The following is a 25,283-nucleotide window of genomic DNA, read 5'->3' as shown; positions in this document are numbered from 1 at the left end:
GCCGGAGACCCCGATGTCACATCTGCACTTCGCCGACAGCCTGTCGCGCCTTGGCACCGAGTCGGCCTTCACCGTTCTGGCCCGCGCGCAGGCGCTGGCGGCGCAGGGCCATGACATCATCAATCTCGGCATCGGCCAGCCCGATTTCCAGACGCCCGACCATATCGTCGAGGCCGGCATCAAGGCGCTGCGCGACGGCCATCACGGCTATACCCCCGCCAACGGCATCCCTGCTTTGCGCGAGGCCGTGGCCGCCGATCTGCACACTCGCCACGGGGCCGAGGTGAACCCCGACAACGTGGTGGTGGTGCCCGGCGGCAAGCCGACGATGTTCTTTGCCGTGCTGATGTTCGGCGAACCGGGCGCCGAGATCATGTATCCCGACCCCGGCTTCCCGATCTACGAAAGCGTGATCCGCTATTCAGGCGCCACCCCGGTGCCGATCGCCCTGCGCGAGGAAAACGGCTTTGCCTTCGACGCCGAAACCGTACTGGCACAGATCACGCCCAAAACCCGCCTGATCATCATCAACAGCCCCGCCAACCCCACCGGCGGCGTCACCCCGCGCGCAGAGGTCGACAAGTTCGTGGCCGGTCTGGCGGACCATCCCTACGTGGCGGTGCTCTCCGACGAGATCTACAGCCGCATGCTCTATGACGGCCGCGAACATGTCAGCCTGCTGCAATACCCCGAGATCCGCGACCGGCTGATCCTGCTCGACGGCTGGTCCAAGACCTATGCGATGACCGGCTGGCGGCTGGGCTACGCGGTCTGGCCCGACGCGGCGGTGGGCCACGCCACCCGGCTCTGCATCAACGATCATTCCTGCGTCAACGCCGCGTCGCAATATGCCGGGCTCGCCGCACTGACCGGGCCGCAGGACGCGGTAGACGAGATGATGCGCCATTTCGATGACCGGCGGCGGCTGATCGTCAAGGCGCTGAACAGCCTGCCGGGCCTGCGCTGCACCGACCCGGGCGGCGCGTTCTACGCGTTCCCCAATATCGAAGGCACGGGGATGACGTCGGCAGAGGCCCAAGATCGCTTCCTCGACGAGGCCGGAGTGGCGACGGTTGCCGGCACCTCCTTCGGCCACCACGGCGAAGGCTATCTGCGGTTCTCCTACGCCAATTCAGCCGAGAATATCGAGACGGCGATAGAGCGGATCCGCGCGCTGCTTTGAGTGTGCGGAGCAGGATTGCCCGTTAAAGATAACTGGTCGGTTTTGGCCTAGCCCCGACATACGCACCACCCGCGCGAAACGCACCGAAGGTGCCGCGCGATCGCCGGGCCGTCCCGCGGCCTGGCGATTTGATAGGGTGCGCAAAGTGTTGAGGTTACAATGACTTGGCTGGCATAAAGCACCCACCACGACCGTTGCTTCGCCAGTCCCCGGCCCTGCGATCACGCGGCACCTTTTGGCGGGGTGCGTTTGTCCGTTCACGGCCAAAAACCCCAAAACCGCGTCACAACTCCCCCGCCCTCACCAATCCATCACCACTTTCCCCGAGTTCCCCGAGATCATCGCGGCAAACCCGGCCTCGAAATCGTCGATCCCGATCCGGTGGGTGATCAACCCCGACACATCCAGCCCAGATTGCACCAGCGCGATCATCTTGTACCAAGTCTCGAACATCTCGCGGCCATAGATGCCCTTGATATGCAGCATCTTGAAAATCACCGCGTTCCAGTCCACCGCGAATTCCGTCGGCGCAATCCCCAGCAGCGCCAGCTTGCCGCCATTGTTCATCCGGGCGATCATCTGCTGCATCGCGGGCGCGGCCCCGGACATCTCCAGCCCGACGTCGAACCCCTCGGTCATGCCGATCTCGTCCATCACGTCGCGCAGCTGCTGATTGCCCACATCGACCACATGCTGCACCCCCATCCGCCGCGCCAGATCAAGGCGGTAAGGGTTGATATCGGTGATCACCACCTTGCGCGCGCCCACCTTCTGCGCCACCAGCGCGCCCATGATGCCGATGGGCCCGGCGCCCGTCACCAGCACATCCTCCCCCACCAGATCGAAGCTCAGCGCGGTATGCACCGCATTGCCGAACGGGTCGAAAATCGCCGCGATCTCGTCGGAGACATCCTCGGGGATCGGCACCACGTTCATCTCGGGAATACAGACATATTCCGCAAATGATCCGGGCCGGTTCACGCCCACGCCTTTCGTGTTGCGACACAGATGCCCGCGACCAGCCCGGCAATTGCGGCACGCCCCGCAGACGATATGCCCTTCACCCGAAACCCGCTGCCCGATCCGGTATTTCACCGCCGCAGGCCCGGTATCGACGATCTCGCCGACAAACTCATGGCCCACGACCATCGGCACCGGCACTGTCTTGGCGCTGAACTCATCCCATTTCCAGATATGCACATCGGTGCCGCAAATCGCCGACTTCTTCACCTTGATCAGCACATCCGCCGGGCCGACCTCGGGCACCGGCACATACTCCATCCAGAGCCCCGGCTCGGGCCGCGACTTCACCAGCGCCTTCATTTCATTCTGCATTGCCCTGCCCCCACAAATCGGTGCTCAGATATTTCAAGCCACTGTCGCAAATCACGAAGGCGACGCAACCACCCCGCTCAGCGCCCTGCAACAGCCGGATCGCCGCCGCCAGATTGGCCCCGGCAGAATAGCCGCCAAAAATGCCCTCGGTCCGGGCCAAAAGCCGCGCATGCTCCGCCGCCTCTTGCCCCGTGATCGTCACATCGCCCGCCAGATCGGCGCCGCGCAGATGTACCAGATCGGGCATTGAGTATCCGCCGCCCTGAATCGGATGATCCGCCCGGTCGGGATGCACCGCGTAGCAGCGCACCCCCAGAGGGCTGAAAAACCGCGCTGCGCCGCCGATCGTGCCACCCGAGCCGACGAAATCGCAGAACGCCGTCACCGCATGGCCCGACTGCTCCCATATCTCGGGCGCGGTGCCACGCGCATGCGCATCCGGATTACCCTCCCGCGCAAACTGATCGGCCCGGAACGCGGCGCGCGCCTCAGTGATCCGCCGCGCCTCTTCCTCGACCAAGGCAAGATCCGCCCCCGACACCTTACCGGGCTTTGCGCCCTCCGCTTGGCGCACCAACACCACCTCCGCGCCAAGTGCCCGCATCATCCGCGCCCGCTCCTCGGAATTGCCCTCGCTCATCACCGCGACAAACGGATGGTCCAGCACCGCACAGACAATCGCCAGCCCCGTGCCCATGTTGCCCGAGGTCAGTTCCACCACCACCTGCCCGTCGCGCAACTCCCCGCTCGCGCGCGCCGCTTCGATGATCGCCCTCGCCGCGCGGTCCTTCTTGGAAAAGCCGGGCGTGAGATAATCGAGCTTTGCCAGCACCCGCCCCTCAAGGCCAAGCGCCGCGCGGATGCGATGCAACTCGACCAGCGGCGTATCGCCAATCGCCTCGATCACCGACGGCAGCGGCGTCATACAATGACCCCCAACTCGCGCCCGACCGACTCAAAAGCGTCAATCGCCCGGTCCAGCATGTCGCGGCTCAATGCGGCACTCATCTGCGTACGGATGCGGTCCTGCCCTTTCGGCACCACCGGGAACGAAAACGCGGTCACGTAAACACCGCGCGCGTTCAGCTTGGCCGCCATCTCCTGCGCCAATTTCGGATCGCGCAGCATCACCGGGATGATCGCATGTTCGCCGGGCAGCAATTCAAACCCCAGCGCGCCCATCCGCTCGCGAAAATACGCCGCGTTCTCCCACAGCCGCGCGCGCAGCGCCCCGCCATCCTCCAGCACATCGAACACCTTGAGCGACACGCCCGCAATCACCGGCGCCAACGTGTTCGAAAAGAGATAAGGCCGCGAGCGTTGCCTTAACCAGTCAACAACCTTCGCACTCGCCGCCGTATACCCGCCCGAGGCCCCGCCCAGCGCCTTGCCCAGCGTGCCGGTCAGGATATCCACCCGGTCCATCACTCCGAAATGCTCCGGCGTGCCGCGCCCGGTCGGGCCGACAAACCCGGTGGCGTGGCAATCATCCACCATCACCATCGCGTCATAGCGCTCGGCCAGATCGCAAATCTCGTCCAGCGGCGCGTAGGTGCCATCCATCGAGAACACCCCGTCGGTGGCAATCAACCGATGCCGCGCCCCCGCCGCCTCCTTCAGGCACCGCTCCAGATCGCCCATGTCGCGATTGCCATAGCGCCAGCGCTGCGCCTTGCACAGCCGCACCCCATCGATGATGCTCGCATGGTTGAGCGCATCCGAGATGATCGCATCCTCCGGCCCCAGAATGGTTTCGAAGAGGCCGGTATTGGCATCGAACGCGGCGGCATAGAGGATCGCGTCCTCCTGCCCCAGAAACCCGGCAATCCGCGCCTCCAGTTGCTTATGCTCCTCCTGCGTTCCGCAGATGAATCGCACCGACGCCATACCGACGCCATACCGACGCAATACCGACACGGCTTCGTCGATGAGTTCGGGGTTGTCCGCCAGCCCGAGATAGTTGTTGGCGCACAGGTTGATCACCTCCCGCCCATCCGCCAGCCGCACCTCGCCCGCCTGCATCGAGGTGATCACCCGCTCGGTCTTGTAAAGCCCCTCGTCGCGCAAGCCCGCAAGCCGCGCCGCTATGTCATCGTTGAATCGATCCGCCGCCGTCATCGCCTTCCCCCCTGAACGGGCCTCTCGATAAGCAGAGGCCGCACTTGTCCTCTTCGCGTTTAACACGAAGATCGGTGCGGGAAATAGCGGTTGGCAGACTGCTATGCGAGAAACCGTCAGTCCGGTCACGGCACATAAATATACCCGCGCACTACGCTGGGGGACGTAGCACGCGGGCAGTCGTGTGAGTGATGGTCTTTGCCTATCAGCCCAGGCTGGACACAGGACGACCGACGAAAAGGCGATCGTCAACACGCACCTGCATGAAACCATTCTCAAGAAGCTTAACAAACATTCCCTGGATCAAGGTGCAGGAGCCTGTCTGGATGGTGCGGATCATCTTTACGATTCCTCGTCTAAAACGCGCCGTCAGGCGTCCGTTGCTCTGGTAGTTTTAGAATGCCAAGAAAAGTGCGGAACGGCCAATGGCCAAAGGGATCATCGGCAGGCTCTTTCGATACCCCGCACGCCTTTGGCTCTGCCCGGATCGTCAGAGCCAGTCGCGCAGGATCGGGATCAGTGGGATATCAGCAGGCGGCATGGGGTAGGATTTCAGATCACCCACGCGCACCCATTTGAGGGCCTGCCCCTCGCGGCCCTGCGGAATGCCCTGCCATTTGCGACAGGCAAAAAGCGGCATCAGCAGGTGAAAACCCTCGTAGGAATGGCTGGCGAACGTCAAGGGGGCAAGGCACGACGCCCATGTGTCGATGCCCAGCTCTTCCTGCAATTCGCGGATCAGCGCGTGTTCCGGCGTCTCCCCCGGCTCCACCTTGCCACCGGGAAATTCCCACAGCCCGGCCATGGATTTGCCCTCGGGGCGCTGCGTGAGCAGGATGCGCCCATCGACGTCGATGAGCGCCACGGCCGAAACCAGAACCGTCTTCAAGACCGGTAATCCGCGTTGATGTCGATATAGCCATGGGTCAGGTCGCAGGTCCAGACGCGCGCCGTGCCGCCACCGAGACCCAGATCGACATGAATCACAATGTCCTCGTTCTTCATGTAGGCTGCGGCCCTCGCCTCGTCATAATCGGGGCTGACAAATCCCTCGCGCGCCACCTCCAGATCGCCGAACCAGATGGACAGACGGTCACGATCTGCCCGCGCGCCGGATTTGCCCACCGCCATCACCACGCGGCCCCAGTTCGGGTCTTCGCCCGCCACCGCCGTCTTGATCAGCGGCGAGTTGGCGATGGATTTGGCATGCACATGGGCCTCGGCATCCGAAGCCCCGCCGGTCACCGAGACCTCGACGAATTTCGTGGCCCCCTCACCGTCGCGCACCACCTGATGCGCCAGATCGAGCATGACGCGGCGCAGCCCCTCCATGAACCCGACATTGGTTTCGGTCACACGAATGCCGGATGCCCCGGTCGCGGCCACCAGAAGCGTGTCGGAGGTCGAGGTGTCGCTGTCCACGGTGATGCAGTTGAACGTCGTGCGGTTGAGCGCACTGACCATGTCTTGCAGAATGTCTTGCTCGATCGCGGCATCGGTGAAGATATAGACCAGCATCGTCGCCATATCGGGCGCGATCATGCCCGACCCTTTGGCAATGCCCGCGATATGCACGGTCTGCTCATCGATCGTGACCGTGGTGCCCGATCCCTTGGGAAAGGTGTCGGTCGTCATGATCGCATGCGCCGCAGTTTCGATGGCATGCGGCGAAAGTGCGGATTTGAGATCATCGAGGCAGGCGGTGATGCGGTCATGCGCTAGCGGCTCGCCGATGACCCCGGTCGAAGAGGAAAAGACACGGGTGGCCGAAATGCCAAGCGTTTCGGCCACGGCGCCAGTGACGGCCTCGACCGACTCGGCCCCGCGCCGCCCGGTAAAGGCATTGGCATTGCCGGAATTGACGAGGATCGCGGCCCCGCCCACAGGCGCGTCGCCGATCTTTTCCTGGCAATCCAGCACCGCCGCCGAGCGCGTGGCAGAGCGGGTAAAAACCCCCGCCATCGCCGTGCCCGGCGCAAGGTTCGCCAGCATTACGTCGGTGCGGTCCTTGTAGCGCACCCCCGCCGCCGTGGTGGCAAAGCTCACCCCGGCGATCTCGGGCAGTTCGGGAAATCCCGCCGGGGCGAGCGGGGAAAGCGGCGGTTTGGCGCCCATGGCTCAGTTCTCCAGAAGGTCGGTCTGGTTGATCAGCGCGGGGTCGAGCGCGTCGCCCGCCTCACGCGCGACGCTGCTTTCGGCCTCAAGCTCTGCTATATAGGCATCAAAGGCCGCCTGTCGCAGTTCACCCGTCAATTCGTCACGCACCTCGTCAAGCGCGGGGCGTTCCTTGACCCGGGTCTCCTTGAGCTGGATCACGTGCCAGCCGAATTGCGTCTGCACCGGAGCCGAGACACCGCCCTCACCAAGAGCCGCGACCGCGTCGAAGAACGCGGGCACCATGACGCCATCGCCAAACCAGCCCAAATCCCCGCCCGAAGGACCGGAAGGACCGGTGGAGTGCTCTTGCGCGAGGGCCGCGAAATTGGCCCCGCCCTCGATCTCCTCGATCAGCTTTTGCGCCTCCTCCTCGGTTTCCACGAGGATATGCGCGGCCTTGTATTCGGTCTCGGGCTCGGCACCCGAATAGCGCGTCTCATAGGCCTCTTGCAGCGCCTCTTCGGTCAGGGCGTCGTTCAGCACATCATCGGCCACATCCGCCGCGAGGATCGCGCGGCGCTCATTCTCGAGTTGCACCTGCGCGGCCAGCGACGGCGTGCCTTCATGCGCCTGCATCAACAAGGTCTGCTGCACCAACTGATCCAGCACGCCCTTGAACAGTACCTCCGGCGGGATCTGATCGTATTGTTGCGGAAGGCCTGCGCGCAGCGCCAGCATGTGCCCCAGCGTGATTTCGGTGTCACCCACGGTGGCGACGACGGTTTTGGCGGAGGGGTCATCCTGCGCCATGAGCGGCGTGCCCAGCATCAGCCCGGCAGCAAGCGCGGTCGAGGTCATCATACGGCGAAACATGGAAACATCCCTTTATTGCGTGACGCGACACCGGGCGTGACGGCGCGCGACGTTGACACTTTTCCGGCGGCCCCTTACATCGCCTTGTAACCAAGGCGCGAGCCGACAACTTGCGCCCGTTTTAGGGCGCGCGGGCGAGCGGGGCAAGCGATTGCCTGTCACGGACAGTCAAAACACCAGAACGGATAAAACATGTTGGGTATTGGAACGGTCGCGCGAAAGATCTTCGGCACACCGAACGACCGCAAGATCAAGGCGACGCGCCCGCTGGTCGAAAAGATCAACGCACTGGAACCCGAATACGAGGCCCTGAGCGACGACGGGCTTATCGCAAAGACGGAAGAGTTTCGCACGCGCATCGCCGGGGGCGAGAGCCTCGATGCGCTCTTGCCCGAGGCCTTTGCCAATTGCCGCGAGGCGGCCCGCCGCGCGCTTGGACTGCGCGCCTTCGATGTGCAGCTGATGGGCGGCATCTTCCTGCATCAGGGCAACATTTCCGAGATGAAGACCGGTGAGGGCAAGACCCTTGTGGCGACCTTCCCCTGCTATCTCAATGCGCTTTCCGGCAAGGGCGTGCATGTGGTCACCGTGAACGACTATCTTGCCCGGCGCGATGCCGAATGGATGGGCAAGGTCTTTGCCGCGCTCGGCATGACCACGGGCGTCGTCTATCCGCAACAGCCGGAAGCCGAGAAAAAGACCGCCTATGGTGCTGATGTCACCTATGCCACCAATAACGAGCTTGGGTTCGATTATCTGCGCGACAACATGAAAGCCTCGCTCGAAGAGATGAACCAACGCGCGCATAATTTCGCCGTGGTAGACGAGGTCGACAGCATCCTGATCGACGAGGCGCGCACACCGCTGATCATATCGGGCCCCAGCCAGGACCGCAGTGAACTGTATCAGACCATCGACGCGCTGATCCCGGAATTAAGCGACGACCACTATTCGCTCGACGAAAAAACCCGCAACGTCACCTTCACCGATGACGGAAACGAGTATCTGGAAAACCTTCTCAAGGAACGTGGCATCCTGCCCGAGGATCAATCGCTCTACGACCCCGAAAGCACGACCATCGTGCACCACGTCAACCAGGGCCTGCGCGCGCACAAGCTGTTCAACAAGGACAAGGATTACATCGTGCGTGACGGTGACGTCGTACTGATCGACGAATTCACCGGTCGCATGATGGCGGGGCGCCGTTTGTCGGATGGCCTGCATCAGGCCATCGAGGCCAAGGAAGGCTGCCAGATCCAGCCCGAAAACGTGACCCTCGCCAGCGTGACCTTCCAGAATTATTTCCGCCTTTACGACAAACTTTCCGGCATGACCGGCACCGCCGTCACCGAGGCCGAGGAATTCGCGGAGATCTACGGCCTCGGCGTGGTCGAGGTGCCCACCAACCAGCCGATTGCGCGGGTCGATCAAGACGATGCCGTCTATCGCACCCAGCAGGAAAAATACGACGCCATCGTCGAGGAAATCCGCGACGCCCATGGCAAGGGGCAGCCAATCCTCGTCGGCACCACCTCGATCGAAAAATCCGAGATGCTGAGCACGCTGCTGACCAAGGCAGGGATCACGCATAACGTGCTCAACGCCCGCCAGCACGAGAAAGAGGCGCAGATCATCGCCGATGCCGGTAAGCTGGGTGCGGTGACCATCGCCACCAACATGGCCGGGCGCGGCACCGACATCAAACTCGGCGGCAATCTCGATTTCCAGATCATGGAGGCGATCGCTGCCGATCCCGAGGGTGACCCCGAGGACATCCGCCGCCACATCGAAGAAGCACACACCGCCGACGAAGAGGCCGTCAAGGCCGCAGGCGGGCTCTTCGTGCTCGCCACCGAGCGCCATGAAAGCCGCCGCATCGACAACCAGCTGCGCGGTCGCTCGGGCCGTCAGGGCGATCCGGGGCGGTCGGCCTTTTTCCTCAGCCTCGATGACGACCTGATGCGCATCTTCGGCTCCGAGCGGCTGGAAAAGGTGCTCTCGACGCTTGGCATGAAAGAGGGCGAGGCGATCATTCACCCCTGGGTCAACAAGTCGCTGGAACGCGCCCAGGCCAAGGTGGAAGGGCGCAATTTCGATATCCGCAAGCAATTGCTGAAATTCGACGACGTGATGAACGAACAGCGCAAGGTGATCTTCAAGCAGCGCCTCGACATCATGAAGGCCAAGGATCTGAGCGAGATCATCAGCGACATGCGCGCCGAGGTGATCACCGATCTCGTCGACCAGTATATGCCGCCCAAGACCTATGCCGATCAATGGGATACCGAGGGCCTTCATGCTGCGGTGATCGAGCATCTCAACATGGATCTGCCGGTGATTGATTGGGCCGCCGAGGAAGGCGTGGACGACGAGGAGATCATCGAACGCCTGGACAAGGCCGCCGACGAAATGATGGCCGCCAAAGCCGCCCAGTTCGGCCCCGAGAGCATGCGCATGATCGAGAAACAGGTGCTCTTGCAGACCATCGACGGCAAATGGCGCGAGCATCTGCTGACGCTCGAACACCTGCGCAGCGTCGTTGGTTTCCGCGGCTATGCTCAGCGCGATCCGCTCAACGAATACAAGAACGAGTCATTCCAGCTCTTTGAGACCATGCTCGACAGCCTGCGTATGGACGTGACCAAGAAGCTCTCGCAGATCCGTCCAATGTCGGAAGAAGAGCAACAGTCACTGATGCGCGAATTGCAGGAGCAGCGCGCCGCGATGGAGGCCGCCGCACAGCCCGAAACCCCCGCCGAACCATCCGCAGAGGGTGCGCCGGGCTTTGTCGAGAGCGATCCGTCGACATGGGGAAACCCGGGCCGGAACGAGCCCTGCCCCTGCGGCTCCGGCAAGAAATTCAAGCATTGCCACGGACGGCTGAGTTGAGAAAAATCGCCTGATTGAGACCTTTTCCCTGCCATTGGGAAGCCATTATTAACGCCTAGCCTCTATATCAACCGTGTTTTGGTATGGAGAGCACTATGTCAAAGGCTCGACGTTACATCATGGCGGGCGGCACCTTTGCCTGCGCGCTTGGAATTGGATTTTTCATGCAGGCGCAGGCGCCGTCGCACCAAGTGGCCGCGATGCAATCGGTGTCGGTTCCGGTGCTCGACAAACCAGTGGAAATCTCCCAGATCGAACTGACATCTGCCGCGCCCACACCTCCTGCGGCGATGCCGGGCCCTGTCGCCCTCCCGGCGGTACCGATTACGCTCGCCGTGGCCGAGGAGACGGTGACACCCGACATCCTGCCACAGGAAGAGGTCGCCCCGACCTTCACATGCGACTACGAGATGGATGCCGCGCTGCGCAAGGGCGCGATGGTCGAACTGACCGTGTCAGCCCCATGCCGCATCAACGAGCGTTTCACGGTTCATCACAACGGCATGATGTTCAACGCCGCGACCGATAGCGCCGGACAAAGCAGTCTTGAAGTGCCAGCGCTGAGCGAGAGCGCGGTTTTCATCGTGTCTTTCGCCGACGGCGAGGGGGCGCTGGCGACGGCGGATGTCGATACGCTCCCCCTCTACGATCGCTTTGTCGTGCAATGGAGCGGCAGTTCAGATAGCCTGCACATGCACGCCCTCGAATACGGCGCAGATTTCGGTGAGGCGGGTCATATCTGGGCCGCATCCACGCAGAACAAGGCACGCGGCCTCGCAGGCGAAGGTGGGTTTCTGACACGTCTTGGCACCCCCGGCACCGATCAGGGCCTGATGGCCGAAGTCTACACCTTTCCCACCGGCACCGCCACGCGCGCCGGCGACGTGACCCTGCGTGTCGAGGCCGAGGTAAGCGCGGCAAATTGCGGCCGTGAACTCGAGGCGCAGACCATCGCCACTGGCGATGCGGGGCTCAAGGTGCAGGATATTGTGCTGGCCATGCCCGATTGCGAGGCCGTCGGAGAGTTTCTGGTGTTGAAAAACCTGTTCAATGACCTGAAGATCGCGCAAAACTAAGACCGCGTTTTTCAGGGGGGCAGGACATGACAGCATTGCGTGCGGCGATCCTCGCCGCACTTTGTCTTCTGGTCATTCCGATCGCGGTCACAGCACAAGATGTGACGCTCCGCTCTCATGATGGCTCTGTCGAAATTTCCGGCAACCTTCTGGGCTTTGACGGCGAATTCTATCGTGTCGATACGGTATATGGCGAATTGACCGTCGATGGATCCGGCGTCGCCTGCGAGGGGCCCGGCTGCCCCAATCTCGAGGCCTATGTCGCGCGGCTGGTGTTTTCCGGCGCGCCGACAGTCGGCCGCATTCTCATGCCCGCCCTGCTCGAAGCCTTTGCCATTCGTGGTGATTACGATCTGCGGCGCGTGATCGACACGCCGACGGAACTGCGTTTTGATCTGCATACCGGTCAGGACGCCACGCTGATCGGGGAATTCACCTTTCGTCTGACCAATACCGATGAGGGGTTTGCCGACCTTCTCGCCAACGAGGCGGATATCGCCATGACATTGCGCGAGATTCGGCAAGGTGAACTGGAGCGCGCGCGAGAGGCCGGGCTTGGCAATCTCTCGGCACCGGGACGAGCGCGAGTGCTTGCGCTGGATGCGCTGGTTCCAGTCGTAGCTCCAAGCAACCCCACGCAAGGCATCAGCCTGCGGCAATTGTCGCGCGCATTGGCGGGCGAGATCGTGAACTGGGCCGATCTGGGCGGCCCGGATGCACCAATCGACATTCACCTGTGGTCGGCGGAAACCGGGATCGGACAAGCCAGTGTCGATCAGGTGCTTGTCCCCGAAGGCCGCCGCCTGCTGGAACGTGTCGAACGGCATGCCAATGGTGCAGCCTTCGCCAAGGCCGTCGCGAGCGACCCTTTTGCGCTCGGTCTCACGACGCGCTCCGAGCAGGGTGACACGTGGGAATTACCCATTACCGGGGCCTGCGGATTTGCGCTGCGCGCGACGCGCCGGGCGGTCAAGACCGAGGATTACCCGCTGACCGCGCCACTCTTTCTCTATCTCCCCGCACGCCGTTTGCCCAAGCTGGGCCGCGAGTTCATCGCCTATTTGCGTGATCCCTCGGCGCAACTGGTCATCCGTCGTGCGGGATTTGTCGATCAGACCCCCGAAGAAATCGAGATCAACGCGCAAGGCGACCGGTTCGCGAATGCGATCGCGCAGGCAGGCGACGAACTGGGGTTAGGCGAGTTGCAGCGCATGGTGCGCACGCTTGCCCCGCTCAAGCGTCTGACCACCACGTTCCGCTTCGAAACCGGATCGGTCCGGCTTGATGCCCAGTCCCGTTCCAACGCGCAGCAACTGGCAAGGGCACTGGAGCTTGGACTGTATGACAATCGCCGTTTGGTCTTTGTCGGGTTCTCCGATGGCGAGGGCGCGGCCGAAACCAATCGCGAGATTGCTCTGCGGCGGGCCGAAACGGTGCTGCGGGCCGTTATTCGGGCCGCTGAAACCGCCCGGCTCGAACAGATCGACCTTGCCGTCGAGGCGTTCGGCGAGGCGATGCCCATGGCCTGCGACAATACCGCCTGGGGCCGCCAGGTGAACCGTCGGGTCGAGGTCTGGCTCCGCTAGAGATAGCCGTCCGCGCGAAAGCTCACCTCGCCTGCACGGCCGATGACCACGTGATCGTGCAGCGTGATGCCCAGCACTTCGGCTGCGCGACCGACCTGCGCGGTCATGTCGATATCCGCCGCCGAGGGTGTGGGATCACCCGAGGGGTGATTGTGCACGAGGATCAACGCGCTCGCATTGAGTTGCAGCGCGCGCCTGACCACCTCGCGCGGGTAGACCGGCACGTGATCCACCGTTCCGCGCGCCTGTTCCTCATCCGCGATCAGCACATTCTTACGGTCGAGATAGAAAACGCGGAACTGCTCGGTCTCGCGATGCGCCATGCTGGCCCGGCAATAGGACAGCAGCGCCTCCCAGGACGAGAGCACGGCTCGGTTCATCACCCGCGCCTGCGCCAGCCGGTGCGCCGCAGCCTCGACCACCTTCAACTCGCAGATCACCGCTTCGCCCACGCCAGCAACCCCCAAGAGCCGCTCCGCCGGGGCGGAGATGACCCCGGCGAAATCGCCGAACATGTCCAAGAGTGCGCGCGCCAGCGGTTTCACATCGCGGCGCGGAATGGCGCGAAAGAGCACGAGTTCCAGCATCTCGTAATCCGGCACCGCCTGTGCGCCGCCATCAAGGAAGCGCGCACGCAATCGCTGCCGGTGATCGCGGATATAGGATGGCTGGGCGGCGGACAGGGTGACTGGCGTCGCCGTCTGGGACGCAAAGAGCGGCAAGGGCCGCTCGGAAAAGGCAGGGGCATCTGTCATGCCCCTACCCTGCCCGTGGAGCGTTAGAAAACGGTTAACGCGCGTCCAGCATCAGCTTTTCATCGAATCCCAGAAATTCTTGACCGACGAAAAGAAGCTCTTGCTCTCGGGGTTGTTATCCTCGCTCAGCGCATCGAACTCACGCAACAACTCTTTCTGCTTCGAGGTTAGGTTGACCGGGGTTTCCACCGCCAGTTCGATGAACATGTCGCCGGGCGCACCGCCGCGCAGGGCTGGCATGCCCTTGCCGCGCAGCCGCATCTGGCGACCCGACTGTGACCCTGCGGGGATCTTGACGCGACTGCGCCCGCCCTCGATCGTCGGAACCTCGATGTCGCCGCCAAGCGCGGCCTTGGCCATCGACACCGGCACCCGGCAGAAGAGGTTGGTATCCTCACGTTCGAACAGCTCGTGCTTGGTCACCTCGATGAAGATATAAAGATCACCCGCCGGACCGCCGCGCATACCGGCCTCACCCTCTCCGGCGAGACGGATGCGCGTGCCGGTCTCGACGCCTGCGGGGATGTTCACGCTGAGCGCGCGATCCTTCTGCACACGACCCTGCCCCTGGCAGACCTTGCAGGGATTCTTGATGATCTGGCCGATCCCACCACAGGTGGGGCATGTGCGTTCGACGGTGAAAAAGCCCTGCTGCGCACGCACCTTGCCCATGCCCGAACAGGTCGGACAGGTTGTAGGCTGTGCGCCACCCTCAGCCCCCGAGCCATCGCATTCGTCGCACGGCACGGCAGAGGGCACCTTGATGCTCTTTTGCAGGCCTCCATAGGCCTCTTCCAGGGTCACGCGCAGGTTATAGCGCAGGTCGGCACCGCGGGCCGCGCGCTGACGACCGCCACCACGGCCGCCACCCATGAAATCGCCGAACAGATCGTCAAACACGTCCGAGAAGGCAGAGGCGAAATCGCCCTGCCCTGCCCCGCCGCCGAACCCGCCACCGGGACGTGCGCCGCCGCCGCCCATACCGCCATCAAAGGCAGCATGGCCGAACCGGTCATAAGCGGCCTTCTTCTCGGGGTCTTTCAGGACGTCATAGGCCTCGCCCGCTTCCTTGAACTGCTTCTCGGCGTCCGGGTTGTCGGAATTGCGATCGGGGTGAAGCTCTTTCGCCTTGGTGCGGTAGGCTTTCTTGATCTCGTCTGCCGAGGCGCCCTTGGAAAGCCCGAGCACTTCGTAATAGTCACGTTTGGCCATCTGGGATCTCCTTGATGTCGGAGCGTGGGAGCCGGTCCGGCATTACACCGAACCGGCCCACTTGGTCCGAAACGTGCCTCAGGCGCGCTTGTTGTCGTCGAGATCCTCGAAATCGGCATCGAGGATGTCATCGTCGTCACCCCGCGCCTGATCGGCTCCCGCAGGCTCATCCTGACCGTCGTCTTGGCTGGCCTTGTAGATTGCCTCGCCCAGCTTCATCGAGGCCTCGGCCACGTTCTGAATACCGGACTTGATCTTGTCGACATTCTCACCCTCAAGCTCGTCCTTGAGCGCAGCGACGGCCAGCTCAATCGCCTCGACGGTGGTGGGATCGACCTTGTCACCATGCTCCTCGAGCGATTTCTCGGTCGAGTTGATGAGGCTCTCGGCTTGGTTCTTCGACTCGACGAGTTCGCGCCGGGCCTTGTCGGCATCGGCGTTCTCCTCGGCCTCCTTGACCATGTTCTCGATATCTTCTTCCGAGAGGCCGCCCGACGCCTGAATGGTGATCTTCTGCTCTTTGTTCGTGCCCTTGTCCTTGGCCGAAACAGAGACGATGCCGTTGGCGTCGATATCGAAGGTCACCTCGATCTGCGGCATGCCACGCGGGGCGGGCGGGATATTCTCGAGGTTGAACTGGCCGAGCATCTTGTTGTCGGACGCCATCTCGCGCTCGCCCTGGAAGACACGGATCGTCACGGCCGACTGATTGTCTTCGGCAGTCGAGAAGATCTGGCTCTTGTTGGTCGGGATCGTGGTGTTGCGGTCGATCAGACGGGTAAAGACACCGCCCAATGTTTCGATGCCGAGGCTAAGCGGCGTGACGTCGAGCAGCACCACGTCCTTGACGTCGCCCTGCAGCACACCCGCCTGAATGGCAGCCCCCATGGCCACGACCTCGTCGGGGTTCACACCCTTGTGCGGCTCTTTTCCGAAGAACTTCGTCACTTCCTCGACGACCTTGGGCATGCGGGTCATGCCGCCCACCAGAACCACTTCATCGATCTCGGAGGCCGACATGCCGGCATCCTTGAGGGCCGCAGCGCAGGGCTTCATCGAAGATTTGATCAGGTCGCCCACAAGGCTCTCGAGCTTGGCGCGGGTCAGTTTCACCACCATGTGCAGCGGCTGACCGTCCGACCCCATCGAGATGAACGGCTGGTTGATCTCGGTCTGGCTGGAACTGGACAGTTCGATCTTGGCCTTTTCGGCGGCTTCCTTGAGACGTTGAAGCGCCATCTTGTCCTTGGTCAGGTCAACGCCATGCTCTTTCTTGAACTCGTCGGCGAGGTAGTTGACGATCCGCATGTCGAAATCTTCACCACCAAGGAATGTGTCGCCGTTGGTCGCCTTGACCTCGAAGAGGCCGTCGTCGATTTCGAGAATGGTCACGTCGAACGTGCCGCCACCAAGGTCATAGACGGCAATGGTGTGCGTTTCTTTCTTGTCCAGGCCGTAGGCGAGCGCCGCCGCCGTCGGCTCGTTGATGATGCGCAGCACTTCAAGACCGGCAATCTTGCCAGCGTCCTTGGTGGCCTGACGCTGCGCGTCGTTGAAATAGGCGGGAACGGTGATGACGGCCTGCGTCACCTCTTCGCCGAGATAGCTCTCGGCTGTTTCCTTCATCTTGCCGAGGATGAAGGCGGAAATCTGGCTGGGCGAGTATTTCTCGCCGCGCGCCTGCACCCATGCGTCGCCATTGCCGCCATCAACGACGGTGAACGGCATGTTCTTCTTGTCCTTCGCGAGATCGGGATCATCGACGCGACGACCGATCAGGCGCTTGACGCCGAAAATGGTGTTTTCCGGGTTGGTGACGGCCTGCCGCTTGGCGGGCTGACCGACAAGGCGTTCATCCTCGGTGAAAGCCACAATCGAGGGCGTCGTGCGTGCGCCTTCGGAGTTCTCGATCACGCGCGACTGAGCGCCGTCCATGATCGCGATGCAGCTATTCGTGGTGCCGAGGTCAATACCAATCACTTTGGCCATGTTTTCGATCCCTTCTACTTAGGCGATATGACGAAGGCCCGACCCGTTTCGGCATCCGGCCCCCGATGAGGAGCAGACCCGCGACGTGCCGCAGTGCCTGCGTTTCTGCGCGTATATAGGCAGCGCCGTGTGGGGCTGCAAGCATTGGGACGTAATGGAATCGTGCAATTTGGTATAAAATGACCATCTGGCACAAAGAGGAGACCACATGCCCCAACCAACTCTGACCCTGCGCGGCGTGGCAATCTACAAGGGCTGGCTGTCGCCCGAGACGCAGGCAGCGATGGTGGACGAATGTCGCGGTGTGGTGGCGCAGGCCCCGCTCTTCACCCCCGTCACTCCGCGAGGCAAGGCTATGAGTGTGCGCATGACCTCTGCCGGACGCTATGGCTGGGTCACCGATCGGCGTGGCTATCGCTATGAACCAACCCACCCCGACGGGCTGCGCTGGCCGCCGATTCCAGAGAGCGTGCTGACCATCTGGCGCGCACTTGTAAGCGAGGCGCGGCTGCCCGATTGCTGCCTGATCAATCATTACACCGAAGGCGCGCGGATGGGATTGCATCAGGATCGTGACGAGGCGGATTTCTCATGGCCGGTCCTGTCGGTGTCCCTTGGCGACGACGCGCTCTTTCGCGTCGGCAACTGCACACGCGGAGGCCCAACCGAATCGGTCTGGCTGAATTCGGGTGACGTGCTTGTCATGGGTGGTGCGGTGCGCCTGATCCATCACGGGGTCGATCGCATACGGCCCGGCACCTCGTCGCTGTTGCAGGGCGGCGGACGGATCAACCTGACCTGCCGGGTCGTGGATTAACGCCGCGCATCCCAACTGCGCGAGGCATATTGCCGGGTATAAAACTCGCCCATCAGCCCGACCACCAATAGAACGATGCCCACATAGATCGGGTATTCCAGCGACGTCTTGTGCGGGAAATAGTTGATGAAAACGAACCCCCTCGCCTGATCGATATTGTGAAACAGCGGGTTCCAGGAAAACATGTTGTACATGAAGGGCGGCAGAGTGTTGACCACGAACATCTTGCCCGAGGCGATCATGTTGGCGCGCTGGTAGACCGTTGCAAAGATCGACACGAAGGTTGGAAGCCACGGCTTGATCGCCAGCAGAACCAAGCCCACGGCCACCCCTGTGAACCACGCCAGCAGGACCATGCCGAAGGCTGCGATCGGCTGATAGATCGTGATCGGCGTGAATCCCACATGGTAGACGAACAGGATAACGAACATCGACAACACCTGGATGTAGAGTGCCCCAAGCGCCGAAGAGGCGATCGCCACGATCGTGTTCATCGGGGCATGCTGCATCATCGGCGAGGATGGCCCATCCGCCCCGAGAACCGCCCCCATGCCCTTGATATGCGTGAGATAGAGAAAAATCCCTGACATCATGAACAGCAAGAAGTCACCGCGCAGCTTTGCGCCGCGAATGCCGAGAACCGTGAACATGAGATAGAACGCCAGTACCATGATGATCACGGTCATGATGTTCAACACGAGCGCGATCACCGCATTGCCATGCGCCTGACGCACGCTCCGCACGGTCGCATGATAGATCACGTCAAGGATGATGATCGCCGAATGCAGGCTCGATCTTGGGCGTGCGGTCTTGAACATCGGGAAAACTGCCTGAATGCCGTTGGATTTCTTGCGCGGGTTTCTTGCTGTCCCATTCAGACCCTATCATAAGGGGCACCGGGTAATCCATTCATTAAGGGCGCAAAGTGGCGTCTTCCGGGCAAAGGAGCGACAATTTGGAGTACGACACGCTTGTGGCAGAGATGCGGCGACTGGCATTGGAAGCTGGCGACCGGATCATGGAAATCTACGAAGCAGATAATTTCGACGTGAAAGTGAAGTCTGACGCAAGCCCCGTAACCGAGGCCGACGAGGCCGCCGATGCAATCATTTCCGCCGGTCTGCGCGCAGCCTTCCCCGACGTGGCGCTCGTTACCGAAGAACAGGCCGCGTCGCATGGTCAAAGCGTTGACACGTTCCTGATCGTCGATCCGCTCGACGGGACTAAGGAATTCATCAACCGGCGCGGCGATTTCACGGTGAACATCGCCTTTGTCGAGAACGGCACGCCAACCCGCGGTGTCGTCTATGCCCCGGCAAAGGGCCGCATGTTCTACACCCTCGCCGATGGCACTGCCGTTGAGGAGGACGGTCCCTTCGACAAGGCCACCCTCGGCCAGCAACGGACCATCCGCGTGACCAATCCGGACAATGATGCGCTGATGGTGGTGGCCAGCAAATCGCACCGCGATCAGGCAACCGATGACTATATCGGCAAATACGCCGTGAAAGACATGACAAGCGCGGGGTCTTCGCTCAAGTTCTGCCTTGTCGCCACCGGCGAGGCCGACCTCTATCCCCGTGTCGGGCGCACCATGGAATGGGATACCGCCGCCGGGCATGCTGTCCTGTCAGGCGCCGGTGGGCATGTGGTGCGCTTTGACGATCACACACCGCTGCGCTACGGCAAGGACGGCTTTGCCAACCCGTTCTTCATCGCCCATGCGCCGGGCATCGACCTCAAGAAAGCCTGACATGAGCGTTCTCATTGCCATCCCCGCCCGCTACGCATCGACACGCTATCCCGGCAAACCCCTCGCCGAGTTGCGCGGGACAAGCGGAGAGGCCCGGTCGCTCATCCGCCGCTCATGGGAGGCCGCCTGCGCGGTCGCGGGCGTCGACAGGGTGGTCGTGGCCACCGATGATGACCGGATCAGAACCGCCGCCGAGGCATTCGGTGCCGAGGTGGTGATGACTTCGGAGGAATGCGCGAACGGAACCGAGCGTTGCGCAGAGGCGCATGCCGCCCTTGGCGGCGGCTTCGATATCGTTGTGAACCTGCAGGGCGACGCGCCGCTGACCCCGCACTGGTTCGTCGAGGACCTGGTGGCGGGCCTGCGCGCCGACCCCGCGGCAGAGGTGGCAACGCCGGTGCTGCGCTGCGATGGCGCGGCGCTCAACGGGTTTCTGGCCGACCGCGCGGCGGGCCGCGTGGGCGGCACGACCGCAGTTTTCACCCGCGACCGCCACGCGCTCTATTTCTCCAAGGAAGTGGTGCCCTTCACCTCTCAGACCTTTGCCGACGATGCGCAGACCCCGGTCTTTCACCATGTCGGCGTCTATGCCTACCGCCCCGAGGCGCTCGCCGCCTATCCCGGCTGGGCACCGGGGCCGCTCGAAGGGCTCGAAGGGCTGGAACAGTTGCGCTTCCTGGAAAACGGTCGCGCCATACTCTGCGTCGAAGTCGAAGCCCGCGACCGCCAGTTCTGGGAGCTGAACAACCCCGAGGACGTGCCTAAGATCGAAGCGATGATGCGCCAGATGGGGCTGGACTGACCCAGCCCCCTCAGCGCCGGACAGCCTAACGCCCCGCACTGTCGGCACCTTGGACCGAAGCAATTAAGGCAAGTCATAGAGACATTTGGTAACATGGTGCCCGGGGGCGGCACCAACACCCTGTTTTTACTTGTTTTTATCCGTCCATCCTTGCGTGTATCCCCCTAAAAATATGGGCCTAACTGCCCCGAACTGTCTTGCCCTGTCCATCCCTATCCACTAGCTTAAGGTGGATATTTAAGGGGATAAAAAAATGCGGGCAACGAACAGGCTTTCGTCTCAATTTGTGAAAACCGCCCCCGTGGGCAAACATTGCGACGGGGCCGGGCTTTGGCTGGTGAAGCGCGATGATGGCGGGGCGCAATGGGTGCAGCGTGTAACCGTTCACGGACGGCGGCGCGAAATGGGCTTGGGTGGCTATCCTGCGCTCGGGCTGGCGAACGCCCGCAAGCTGTCCGAACGCTGGCGCAATGTGGCATCGGCGGGCCGTGACCCTGTGAAGGAACGTGAAGCCGAAGAGCGGGCCGCGCGACGCGAAGATATCACGCTGGAGATATTAACCGCAGATGCGTTTGAATCCCGTAAGGCCGAATTGAAAGGGGATGGCACGGCGGGCCGCTGGCTTTCCCCCCTGACCCTTCACGTCTTGCCCAGGCTGGGCCGCGTGCCCGTGACTGACCTCGATCAACGCGACATTCGGGACACGCTTGCGCCGATCTGGCACACAAAGGCCGACACGGCGCGCAAGGCGTTGAACCGGCTTTCAATCGTGCTGCGCCATGCGGCGGCGCTGGGCTTGGACGTGGACTTGCAAGCGACCGAAAAGGCAAAGGCGCTTCTGGGGAAGTCGCGGCATGTGCCCCAAAATATTCCCGCGATGACTTGGGCTGATGTGCCGGGCTTCTATGCAAGCCTTGAAACACCGACCCTGACCCATCTGGCTTTGCGGCTTCTGATTCTTACCGGCCTGCGCTCTGCACCGCTGCGCAATATCCGGCTGGACCAGATAGAAGGCGACCTTTGGACCGTGCCAGCCGAAGCCATGAAAGGCCGCAAAGGCGCAACCGAAGCCTTCCGCGTGCCCCTATCACTGGAAGCCCAGCGCATCATCGACCTTGCACGCCCCCACGCCCGCAACGGCTTTCTTTTCCCATCGGTGCGTAAGGGTGTAATATCCGACGCCACAATGTCACGGCTGATGGAACGGCGCGGACTAGAAGCGCGACCGCATGGCTTTCGCACAAGCCTGCGCACATGGCTGGCCGAAGCGACCGACGCCCCGCATGAAGTGGCCGAAGCGATGCTGGCGCATGTCGTGGATGGCGGCGTCGTGCGGGCCTATCGCAGAACCGATTATCTGGAACAGCGGCGGGCGCTGGCAGAACGCTGGGCCGACCATGTGACTGGCGGCGCTGGGCAAGTGGTGAAGCTGGCGGGGGCAGGCTGATGGCTCGGGACAAAACTGACAAAACTGACTTAACCCCAGCGACACTTGCGACTTCTGCGACACGGGGCGGCTGATATCTCGGAACGCCAAATAAATTTCCCGCTATGGCTAAGCGTTTGAAAAGAAAGCCCGGACCCTTTCGCATTATCTTTTATTACCTCCCCTTTTTACCTACTATTACCATGTTTTCAATGGGTTACGCTATTCAGGCGGCTTGACAGGCAGCCAAAACCAGCCAATTCTGGACGATATGAACCAGAGAAGGATGGTGCGAAATGCAATATCTAACATTCACGGAACTGCGCGCAAAGATTGGCAATCGTAGCCGAAGCGCAATTTATCTCGACCTTGCGGCGGGCCGACTTCCGCAGCCGGTAAAATTGGGCGGAAAATTGTATTGGTCGGAAGCGGATATTGACGCGCACCTTGCCGCCCTTCGCGGGGAGGTCGCATGATATGAGTAGTGAAAAAAACGAAGCCCCGGCGCGCGGGCAAGCGCGACCGGGGCGGGGAAGTCGTCATCTGAAAACAACCTACGATCATAAAATAGCACAATCCGAAGGGCACGCCAAGCGTGCCGATCTGCCCCGGATGCAGGACGCGGCAGAGATGGTCGTGGCGTGGGATGTTGCGGACGGGGTTGCTTTGGCCGAAGCGCTCAAAGCCCTGCAAATGGTCGCTGCGCTCAAGATGGTTATTCATTGCGGCGCAGACCAAACAGCGGACGTGTTGCGCGACCTGGCGCAATTCATCGAACTTCACGAGGGCTCGCAATGACCGATGCGCGCACAATGACCGAATTGCTGGGCGGCGACTGGTTTCGAAGCTACGGAACCGCCCCTTGCCCTGTGTGCCAGCCTGGTGGCCAGACCGGGCAAAACGCCTTAACTTTGGCCGATGCAGACAACGGGCGGCTGATGGCCCACTGCAAAAAAACCGCCTGCACCTTCCGGGACATAATGGCGATGGCGGGCTTGCGCGGCGTTGCCTATTGCCCCCCGGATGCTGCGACGATTGCCCGGCGCGAAGCCGAACGGCGGGCCGACGCCCAGCGCCGGGCGGGGCAAGCCGAACGCATCTGGCAGGAAGCCCAGCCCATCGCGGGCACGGCGGCAGAAGCCTATTTGAGGGGACGGGGCATCACATGCGCATTGCCCCATACCCTGCGCTTCCATCCCGCTTGCTTTCACGGGCCGACCGCCCAGCGATTTCCGGCGATGGTGGCGGCGGTGCACGGCGGCAGCTTTGCGGTGCATCGCACCTATCTGCGCCCCGATGGCTCGGGCAAGGCCGGGCTGGACGGCGGCGACAAGCTGATGCTGGGGGCAACCGCTGGCGGCGCTGTGCGGCTCACTGATGGGCCGGGGCGGCTGGTGGTGGCGGAGGGTATTGAAAGCGGTTTGTCGCTTGCCTGTGGCCTGCTGGATGGCCCTGCAACGCTTTGGGCCGGGCTTTCAACTTCCGGCATTCGCGGGCTGTGCCTTCCGGTGCAACCGGGGCGGCTGACAATCGCTTGCGACGGTGACACGCCGGGCCGCGACGCTGCGCACGCCTTGGCCGAACGGGCGCACGGCTTGGGCTGGCAAGTGGGCATCTGTGACCCCGGAACAGGGGCCGACTTTAACGACATTCTGACAAGAAAGGCGGTGGCAGCATGAACGCGCAACCCGGAATGCCCGGCTTCCCCTTGAAAGTGGCCGTCCACGAAATGCCCAAAGGGCCGCAACCCCATTTGAAAGAAACAGCCTTCACGCCTTCATGGCCTGCGCCTGACCCTCGCATGTTGTGCACTGAACTTCCCCCTGCCCCGGAACTGCCCCTGCGCGAAGTGCTCGGGCCGCGCTTGGCGCAATGGGTGGAGGATGCAGCCGAATCTAAAGGCGCGCCCGCTGATTATGTTTTCGCGGCAATGCTGGCGGCGGCTGGCGCAACAATCGGGAACACGCGCTGGGCCTTGATCTGGCAGGGCTGGGCCGAACCGCCCATTATTTGGACAATGTGCATCGGCCTGCCCAGCGCTGGCAAAAGCCCGGCGATTGACGCGGCAATTCAACCGCTGCGCAAAGCCGAACGCCCGATGCGCGAAGCGGCAAAAGCCGAACTTAACGCTTGGACCGAAAAGGCGGAAATTGCCAATTTGACCGAAGCGGCATGGAAGGGTGCGGCAAAGGCAGCAATCAAGGTGGGCGAGGCCGCCCCAGAAAGGCCGAAAGGCTGCGATATCGGGCTGCCCCCGCATATCCCCCGGCTGGTGGTGAACGATGGCACAATCGAACGGCTGGGCGCGATACTAGCCCGGCAACCGCGCGGCACACTGCAAATGCGGGATGAATTGGCCGGATGGCTGGAAGGAATGCAGCGCTATGCGGGCGGCGGCACTGACCGCCCATTCTGGCTGGAAGCTTTCGGGGGCCGGGGCTTCACGGTGGAACGCATGGGCCGCGAACCGCTGACAATCGACCGGCTTTCAATCGGCGTGCTGGGGGGGATCCAGCCTGACCGGCTTAAAACGCTTCTATTCAAAAGCGATGATGACGGGCTTCTGGCGCGCTTCCTGCCCATCTGGCCGAACCCTGCGCCCCTGAAACGCCCGCAAGCTTGGGCCGATGAAGCGATGATGGAAGGGGCTTTGGCGCGGCTTCTGACGCTCGACCTTGCAACCGATGAACAGGACGAAACCCGCCCGTGGTTTATCCCCTTCACGGATGACGCGCGGGCGCTGATGGATGACTTCCGGCTGGCAGTGCGGGGCTGGGAAAGTGAGGCGGAAGGGCTGATGCTATCCTTCCTTGGCAAGCTTCCGGGCCTGTCTGCACGGCTTGCGCTGGTGCTGGGCTTTCTCGACTGGGCAGCCGAAGGGGCCGAAGAACCGGCTTCGATATCGGTGCAACATTTTGGCCGGGCCGCGCATCTGGTGGAAGCCTATTTCTTGCCGATGGCGCGCCGGGCCTATGCGGACGCGGCAACCCCGAAGGCCGAACGCGCGGCGCGGCGGCTGGTGGGCATCATTCGGAAACAGGGCTGGCAGCGCTTCAATTCGCGCGACGTTATGCGGCTCGACCGCTCGGGGCTTGGCAACAAGGCCGAACTCGACCCGGCGCTGGCGCTTCTGGAAGATGGCGATTGCATTCGCCCGGTTGAACCGACCGTGAACCCGCAAGGCGGAAGGCCGCAACGACTTTTCACGGTGAACCCGGCACTTCATGGGGGCGATAATGTCAAAATGGCTTGAAGCGGCAAAGCGGGCAAGCGGGGCTGTCGATTTGCGGGGGGCACCGATCGAACCGAAGCCGGTTTTGTCAGTTGTGTCGGTTTTGTCCGAAGGGGGAGGGCTGACCCCGCCCCCCAAAA

General features: G+C 62.4%; 22 protein-coding genes. 11 read left to right on the top strand and 11 right to left on the bottom strand.

Features of this window, described 5'->3' with window-relative positions:
* Positions 1 to 13 precede the first annotated feature (13 nt).
* Positions 14 to 1,183 (top strand): pyridoxal phosphate-dependent aminotransferase, encoded by a 1,170-nt coding sequence (locus PVU19_RS02120; protein ID WP_050662817.1) that lies wholly within the window; start codon positions 14 to 16, stop codon positions 1,181 to 1,183.
* Positions 1,184 to 1,483: 300 nt separating this feature from the next.
* Here PVU19_RS02120 and tdh read toward each other — a convergent pair whose 3' ends face one another.
* The 7 genes from tdh to PVU19_RS02085 all read right to left on the bottom strand — a co-directional run bounded on the left by tdh (position 1,484) and on the right by PVU19_RS02085 (position 7,606).
* A complete protein-coding gene (tdh, locus tag PVU19_RS02115) occupies positions 1,484 to 2,506 on the bottom strand; it encodes an L-threonine 3-dehydrogenase (protein WP_200901858.1) in 1,023 nt (340 codons plus the stop codon).
* Position 2,507: 1 nt separating this feature from the next.
* A complete protein-coding gene (locus PVU19_RS02110) occupies positions 2,508 to 3,443 on the bottom strand; it encodes a PLP-dependent cysteine synthase family protein (RefSeq protein ID WP_050662819.1) in 936 nt (311 codons plus the stop codon).
* Positions 3,440 to 4,636, bottom strand: a complete 1,197-nt coding sequence (locus PVU19_RS02105; RefSeq protein WP_050662820.1) for a glycine C-acetyltransferase — start codon at positions 4,634 to 4,636, stop codon at positions 3,440 to 3,442. The genes PVU19_RS02110 and PVU19_RS02105 overlap by 4 nt, the downstream gene beginning before the upstream one ends.
* Positions 4,637 to 4,841: 205 nt before the next feature.
* Positions 4,842 to 4,976: a hypothetical protein gene (locus PVU19_RS02100; RefSeq protein WP_268784945.1), complete on the bottom strand. Its 135-nt coding sequence runs from the start codon at positions 4,974 to 4,976 to the stop codon at positions 4,842 to 4,844.
* A 150-nt stretch (positions 4,977 to 5,126) separates the two neighbouring features.
* Entirely contained in the window at positions 5,127 to 5,525 is a 399-nt protein-coding gene (mutT, locus tag PVU19_RS02095) for an 8-oxo-dGTP diphosphatase MutT (RefSeq protein ID WP_050662821.1), read from the bottom strand.
* Positions 5,522 to 6,751: a bifunctional glutamate N-acetyltransferase/amino-acid acetyltransferase ArgJ gene (gene argJ, locus PVU19_RS02090; RefSeq protein WP_050662822.1), complete on the bottom strand. Its 1,230-nt coding sequence runs from the start codon at positions 6,749 to 6,751 to the stop codon at positions 5,522 to 5,524. Before argJ ends, mutT begins: the two co-directional genes overlap by 4 nt.
* Before the next feature lie 3 nt (positions 6,752 to 6,754).
* On the bottom strand, positions 6,755 to 7,606 hold the full coding sequence (locus PVU19_RS02085; RefSeq protein WP_050662823.1) for a peptidylprolyl isomerase: 852 nt from the start codon (positions 7,604 to 7,606) through the stop codon (positions 6,755 to 6,757).
* A gap of 192 nt (positions 7,607 to 7,798) precedes the next feature.
* Between PVU19_RS02085 and secA the strand changes: the two genes are divergently transcribed.
* The 3 genes from secA to PVU19_RS02070 all read left to right on the top strand — a co-directional run bounded on the left by secA (position 7,799) and on the right by PVU19_RS02070 (position 13,157).
* Complete coding sequence (gene secA / locus PVU19_RS02080) at positions 7,799 to 10,495, top strand: preprotein translocase subunit SecA (protein WP_050662824.1); 2,697 nt, start codon at positions 7,799 to 7,801, stop codon at positions 10,493 to 10,495.
* A 95-nt stretch (positions 10,496 to 10,590) separates the two neighbouring features.
* Positions 10,591 to 11,571, top strand: coding sequence for a hypothetical protein (locus PVU19_RS02075; protein WP_050662832.1), 981 nt, complete (start codon positions 10,591 to 10,593; stop codon positions 11,569 to 11,571).
* 26 nt (positions 11,572 to 11,597) lie between these two features.
* On the top strand, positions 11,598 to 13,157 hold the full coding sequence (locus PVU19_RS02070; protein ID WP_050662825.1) for a phosphate ABC transporter substrate-binding/OmpA family protein: 1,560 nt from the start codon (positions 11,598 to 11,600) through the stop codon (positions 13,155 to 13,157).
* On the opposite strand, the gene radC is transcribed toward PVU19_RS02070, so the two are convergent.
* From radC to dnaK, 3 genes are all read right to left on the bottom strand, one after another.
* Complete coding sequence (radC, locus tag PVU19_RS02065) at positions 13,154 to 13,912, bottom strand: RadC family protein (protein WP_274789877.1); 759 nt, start codon at positions 13,910 to 13,912, stop codon at positions 13,154 to 13,156. The genes PVU19_RS02070 and radC overlap by 4 nt on opposite strands.
* Before the next feature lie 51 nt (positions 13,913 to 13,963).
* Positions 13,964 to 15,124: a molecular chaperone DnaJ gene (dnaJ, locus tag PVU19_RS02060; protein WP_050664459.1), complete on the bottom strand. Its 1,161-nt coding sequence runs from the start codon at positions 15,122 to 15,124 to the stop codon at positions 13,964 to 13,966.
* Positions 15,125 to 15,202: 78 nt separating this feature from the next.
* The gene (gene dnaK / locus PVU19_RS02055; protein ID WP_050664458.1) at positions 15,203 to 17,113 is read right to left on the bottom strand and encodes a molecular chaperone DnaK; all 1,911 of its coding nucleotides are present in this window, start codon (positions 17,111 to 17,113) and stop codon (positions 15,203 to 15,205) included.
* A 208-nt stretch (positions 17,114 to 17,321) separates the two neighbouring features.
* Between dnaK and PVU19_RS02050 the strand changes: the two genes are divergently transcribed.
* Positions 17,322 to 17,930: an alpha-ketoglutarate-dependent dioxygenase AlkB family protein gene (locus tag PVU19_RS02050; RefSeq protein ID WP_050664457.1), complete on the top strand. Its 609-nt coding sequence runs from the start codon at positions 17,322 to 17,324 to the stop codon at positions 17,928 to 17,930.
* Here PVU19_RS02050 and PVU19_RS02045 read toward each other — a convergent pair.
* Positions 17,927 to 18,748 (bottom strand): ABC transporter permease, encoded by an 822-nt coding sequence (locus PVU19_RS02045; protein WP_074785071.1) that lies wholly within the window; start codon positions 18,746 to 18,748, stop codon positions 17,927 to 17,929. The two genes, PVU19_RS02050 and PVU19_RS02045, sit on opposite strands and share 4 nt — an antisense overlap.
* A 164-nt stretch (positions 18,749 to 18,912) precedes the next feature.
* Between PVU19_RS02045 and cysQ the strand changes: the two genes are divergently transcribed.
* From cysQ to PVU19_RS02010, 6 genes are all read left to right on the top strand, one after another.
* On the top strand, positions 18,913 to 19,683 hold the full coding sequence (cysQ, locus tag PVU19_RS02040; protein ID WP_420833266.1) for a 3'(2'),5'-bisphosphate nucleotidase CysQ: 771 nt from the start codon (positions 18,913 to 18,915) through the stop codon (positions 19,681 to 19,683).
* A gap of 1 nt (position 19,684) precedes the next feature.
* The gene (locus PVU19_RS02035) at positions 19,685 to 20,485 is read left to right on the top strand and encodes a 3-deoxy-manno-octulosonate cytidylyltransferase (RefSeq protein ID WP_274789875.1); all 801 of its coding nucleotides are present in this window, start codon (positions 19,685 to 19,687) and stop codon (positions 20,483 to 20,485) included.
* Positions 20,486 to 20,738: 253 nt separating this feature from the next.
* Complete coding sequence (locus PVU19_RS02030; protein WP_050664445.1) at positions 20,739 to 21,932, top strand: tyrosine-type recombinase/integrase; 1,194 nt, start codon at positions 20,739 to 20,741, stop codon at positions 21,930 to 21,932.
* 456 nt (positions 21,933 to 22,388) lie between these two features.
* The gene (locus PVU19_RS02020; protein WP_152911727.1) at positions 22,389 to 22,709 is read left to right on the top strand and encodes a hypothetical protein; all 321 of its coding nucleotides are present in this window, start codon (positions 22,389 to 22,391) and stop codon (positions 22,707 to 22,709) included.
* Positions 22,706 to 23,590: a DUF7146 domain-containing protein gene (locus PVU19_RS02015; protein ID WP_050664447.1), complete on the top strand. Its 885-nt coding sequence runs from the start codon at positions 22,706 to 22,708 to the stop codon at positions 23,588 to 23,590. The genes PVU19_RS02020 and PVU19_RS02015 overlap by 4 nt, the downstream gene beginning before the upstream one ends.
* Positions 23,587 to 25,164, top strand: a complete 1,578-nt coding sequence (locus PVU19_RS02010; RefSeq protein WP_082238051.1) for a DUF3987 domain-containing protein — start codon at positions 23,587 to 23,589, stop codon at positions 25,162 to 25,164. The genes PVU19_RS02015 and PVU19_RS02010 overlap by 4 nt, the downstream gene beginning before the upstream one ends.
* The last annotated feature ends 119 nt before the right edge of the window (positions 25,165 to 25,283 follow it).

Origin of the sequence: Roseovarius tolerans, assembly GCF_028885395.1 — a bacterium.
GTDB lineage: Bacteria > Pseudomonadota > Alphaproteobacteria > Rhodobacterales > Rhodobacteraceae > Roseovarius > Roseovarius tolerans.
Note: the sequence above shows the minus strand (reverse complement) of the source record. Positions and strands in the feature narration are given on the sequence as shown.

What these genes read in the sequence shown, in the direction of transcription:
- PVU19_RS02120 (WP_050662817.1), top strand. Translation starts at nt 14, where the DNA reads ATGTCACATCTGCACTTCGCCGACAGCCTGTCGCGCCTTGGCACCGAG.
- tdh (WP_200901858.1), bottom strand. Translation starts at nt 2,506, where the DNA reads ATGAAGGCGCTGGTGAAGTCGCGGCCCGAGCCGGGGCTCTGGATGGAG.
- PVU19_RS02110 (WP_050662819.1), bottom strand. Translation starts at nt 3,443, where the DNA reads ATGACGCCGCTGCCGTCGGTGATCGAGGCGATTGGCGATACGCCGCTG.
- PVU19_RS02105 (WP_050662820.1), bottom strand. Translation starts at nt 4,636, where the DNA reads ATGACGGCGGCGGATCGATTCAACGATGACATAGCGGCGCGGCTTGCG.
- PVU19_RS02100 (WP_268784945.1), bottom strand. Translation starts at nt 4,976, where the DNA reads ATGATCCGCACCATCCAGACAGGCTCCTGCACCTTGATCCAGGGAATG.
- argJ (WP_050662822.1), bottom strand. Translation starts at nt 6,751, where the DNA reads ATGGGCGCCAAACCGCCGCTTTCCCCGCTCGCCCCGGCGGGATTTCCC.
- PVU19_RS02085 (WP_050662823.1), bottom strand. Translation starts at nt 7,606, where the DNA reads ATGTTTCGCCGTATGATGACCTCGACCGCGCTTGCTGCCGGGCTGATG.
- secA (WP_050662824.1), top strand. Translation starts at nt 7,799, where the DNA reads ATGTTGGGTATTGGAACGGTCGCGCGAAAGATCTTCGGCACACCGAAC.
- PVU19_RS02075 (WP_050662832.1), top strand. Translation starts at nt 10,591, where the DNA reads ATGTCAAAGGCTCGACGTTACATCATGGCGGGCGGCACCTTTGCCTGC.
- PVU19_RS02070 (WP_050662825.1), top strand. Translation starts at nt 11,598, where the DNA reads ATGACAGCATTGCGTGCGGCGATCCTCGCCGCACTTTGTCTTCTGGTC.
- radC (WP_274789877.1), bottom strand. Translation starts at nt 13,912, where the DNA reads ATGACAGATGCCCCTGCCTTTTCCGAGCGGCCCTTGCCGCTCTTTGCG.
- dnaJ (WP_050664459.1), bottom strand. Translation starts at nt 15,124, where the DNA reads ATGGCCAAACGTGACTATTACGAAGTGCTCGGGCTTTCCAAGGGCGCC.
- dnaK (WP_050664458.1), bottom strand. Translation starts at nt 17,113, where the DNA reads ATGGCCAAAGTGATTGGTATTGACCTCGGCACCACGAATAGCTGCATC.
- PVU19_RS02050 (WP_050664457.1), top strand. Translation starts at nt 17,322, where the DNA reads ATGCCCCAACCAACTCTGACCCTGCGCGGCGTGGCAATCTACAAGGGC.
- PVU19_RS02045 (WP_074785071.1), bottom strand. Translation starts at nt 18,748, where the DNA reads ATGTTCAAGACCGCACGCCCAAGATCGAGCCTGCATTCGGCGATCATC.
- cysQ (WP_420833266.1), top strand. Translation starts at nt 18,913, where the DNA reads ATGCGGCGACTGGCATTGGAAGCTGGCGACCGGATCATGGAAATCTAC.
- PVU19_RS02035 (WP_274789875.1), top strand. Translation starts at nt 19,685, where the DNA reads ATGAGCGTTCTCATTGCCATCCCCGCCCGCTACGCATCGACACGCTAT.
- PVU19_RS02030 (WP_050664445.1), top strand. Translation starts at nt 20,739, where the DNA reads ATGCGGGCAACGAACAGGCTTTCGTCTCAATTTGTGAAAACCGCCCCC.
- PVU19_RS02020 (WP_152911727.1), top strand. Translation starts at nt 22,389, where the DNA reads ATGAGTAGTGAAAAAAACGAAGCCCCGGCGCGCGGGCAAGCGCGACCG.
- PVU19_RS02015 (WP_050664447.1), top strand. Translation starts at nt 22,706, where the DNA reads ATGACCGATGCGCGCACAATGACCGAATTGCTGGGCGGCGACTGGTTT.
- PVU19_RS02010 (WP_082238051.1), top strand. Translation starts at nt 23,587, where the DNA reads ATGAACGCGCAACCCGGAATGCCCGGCTTCCCCTTGAAAGTGGCCGTC.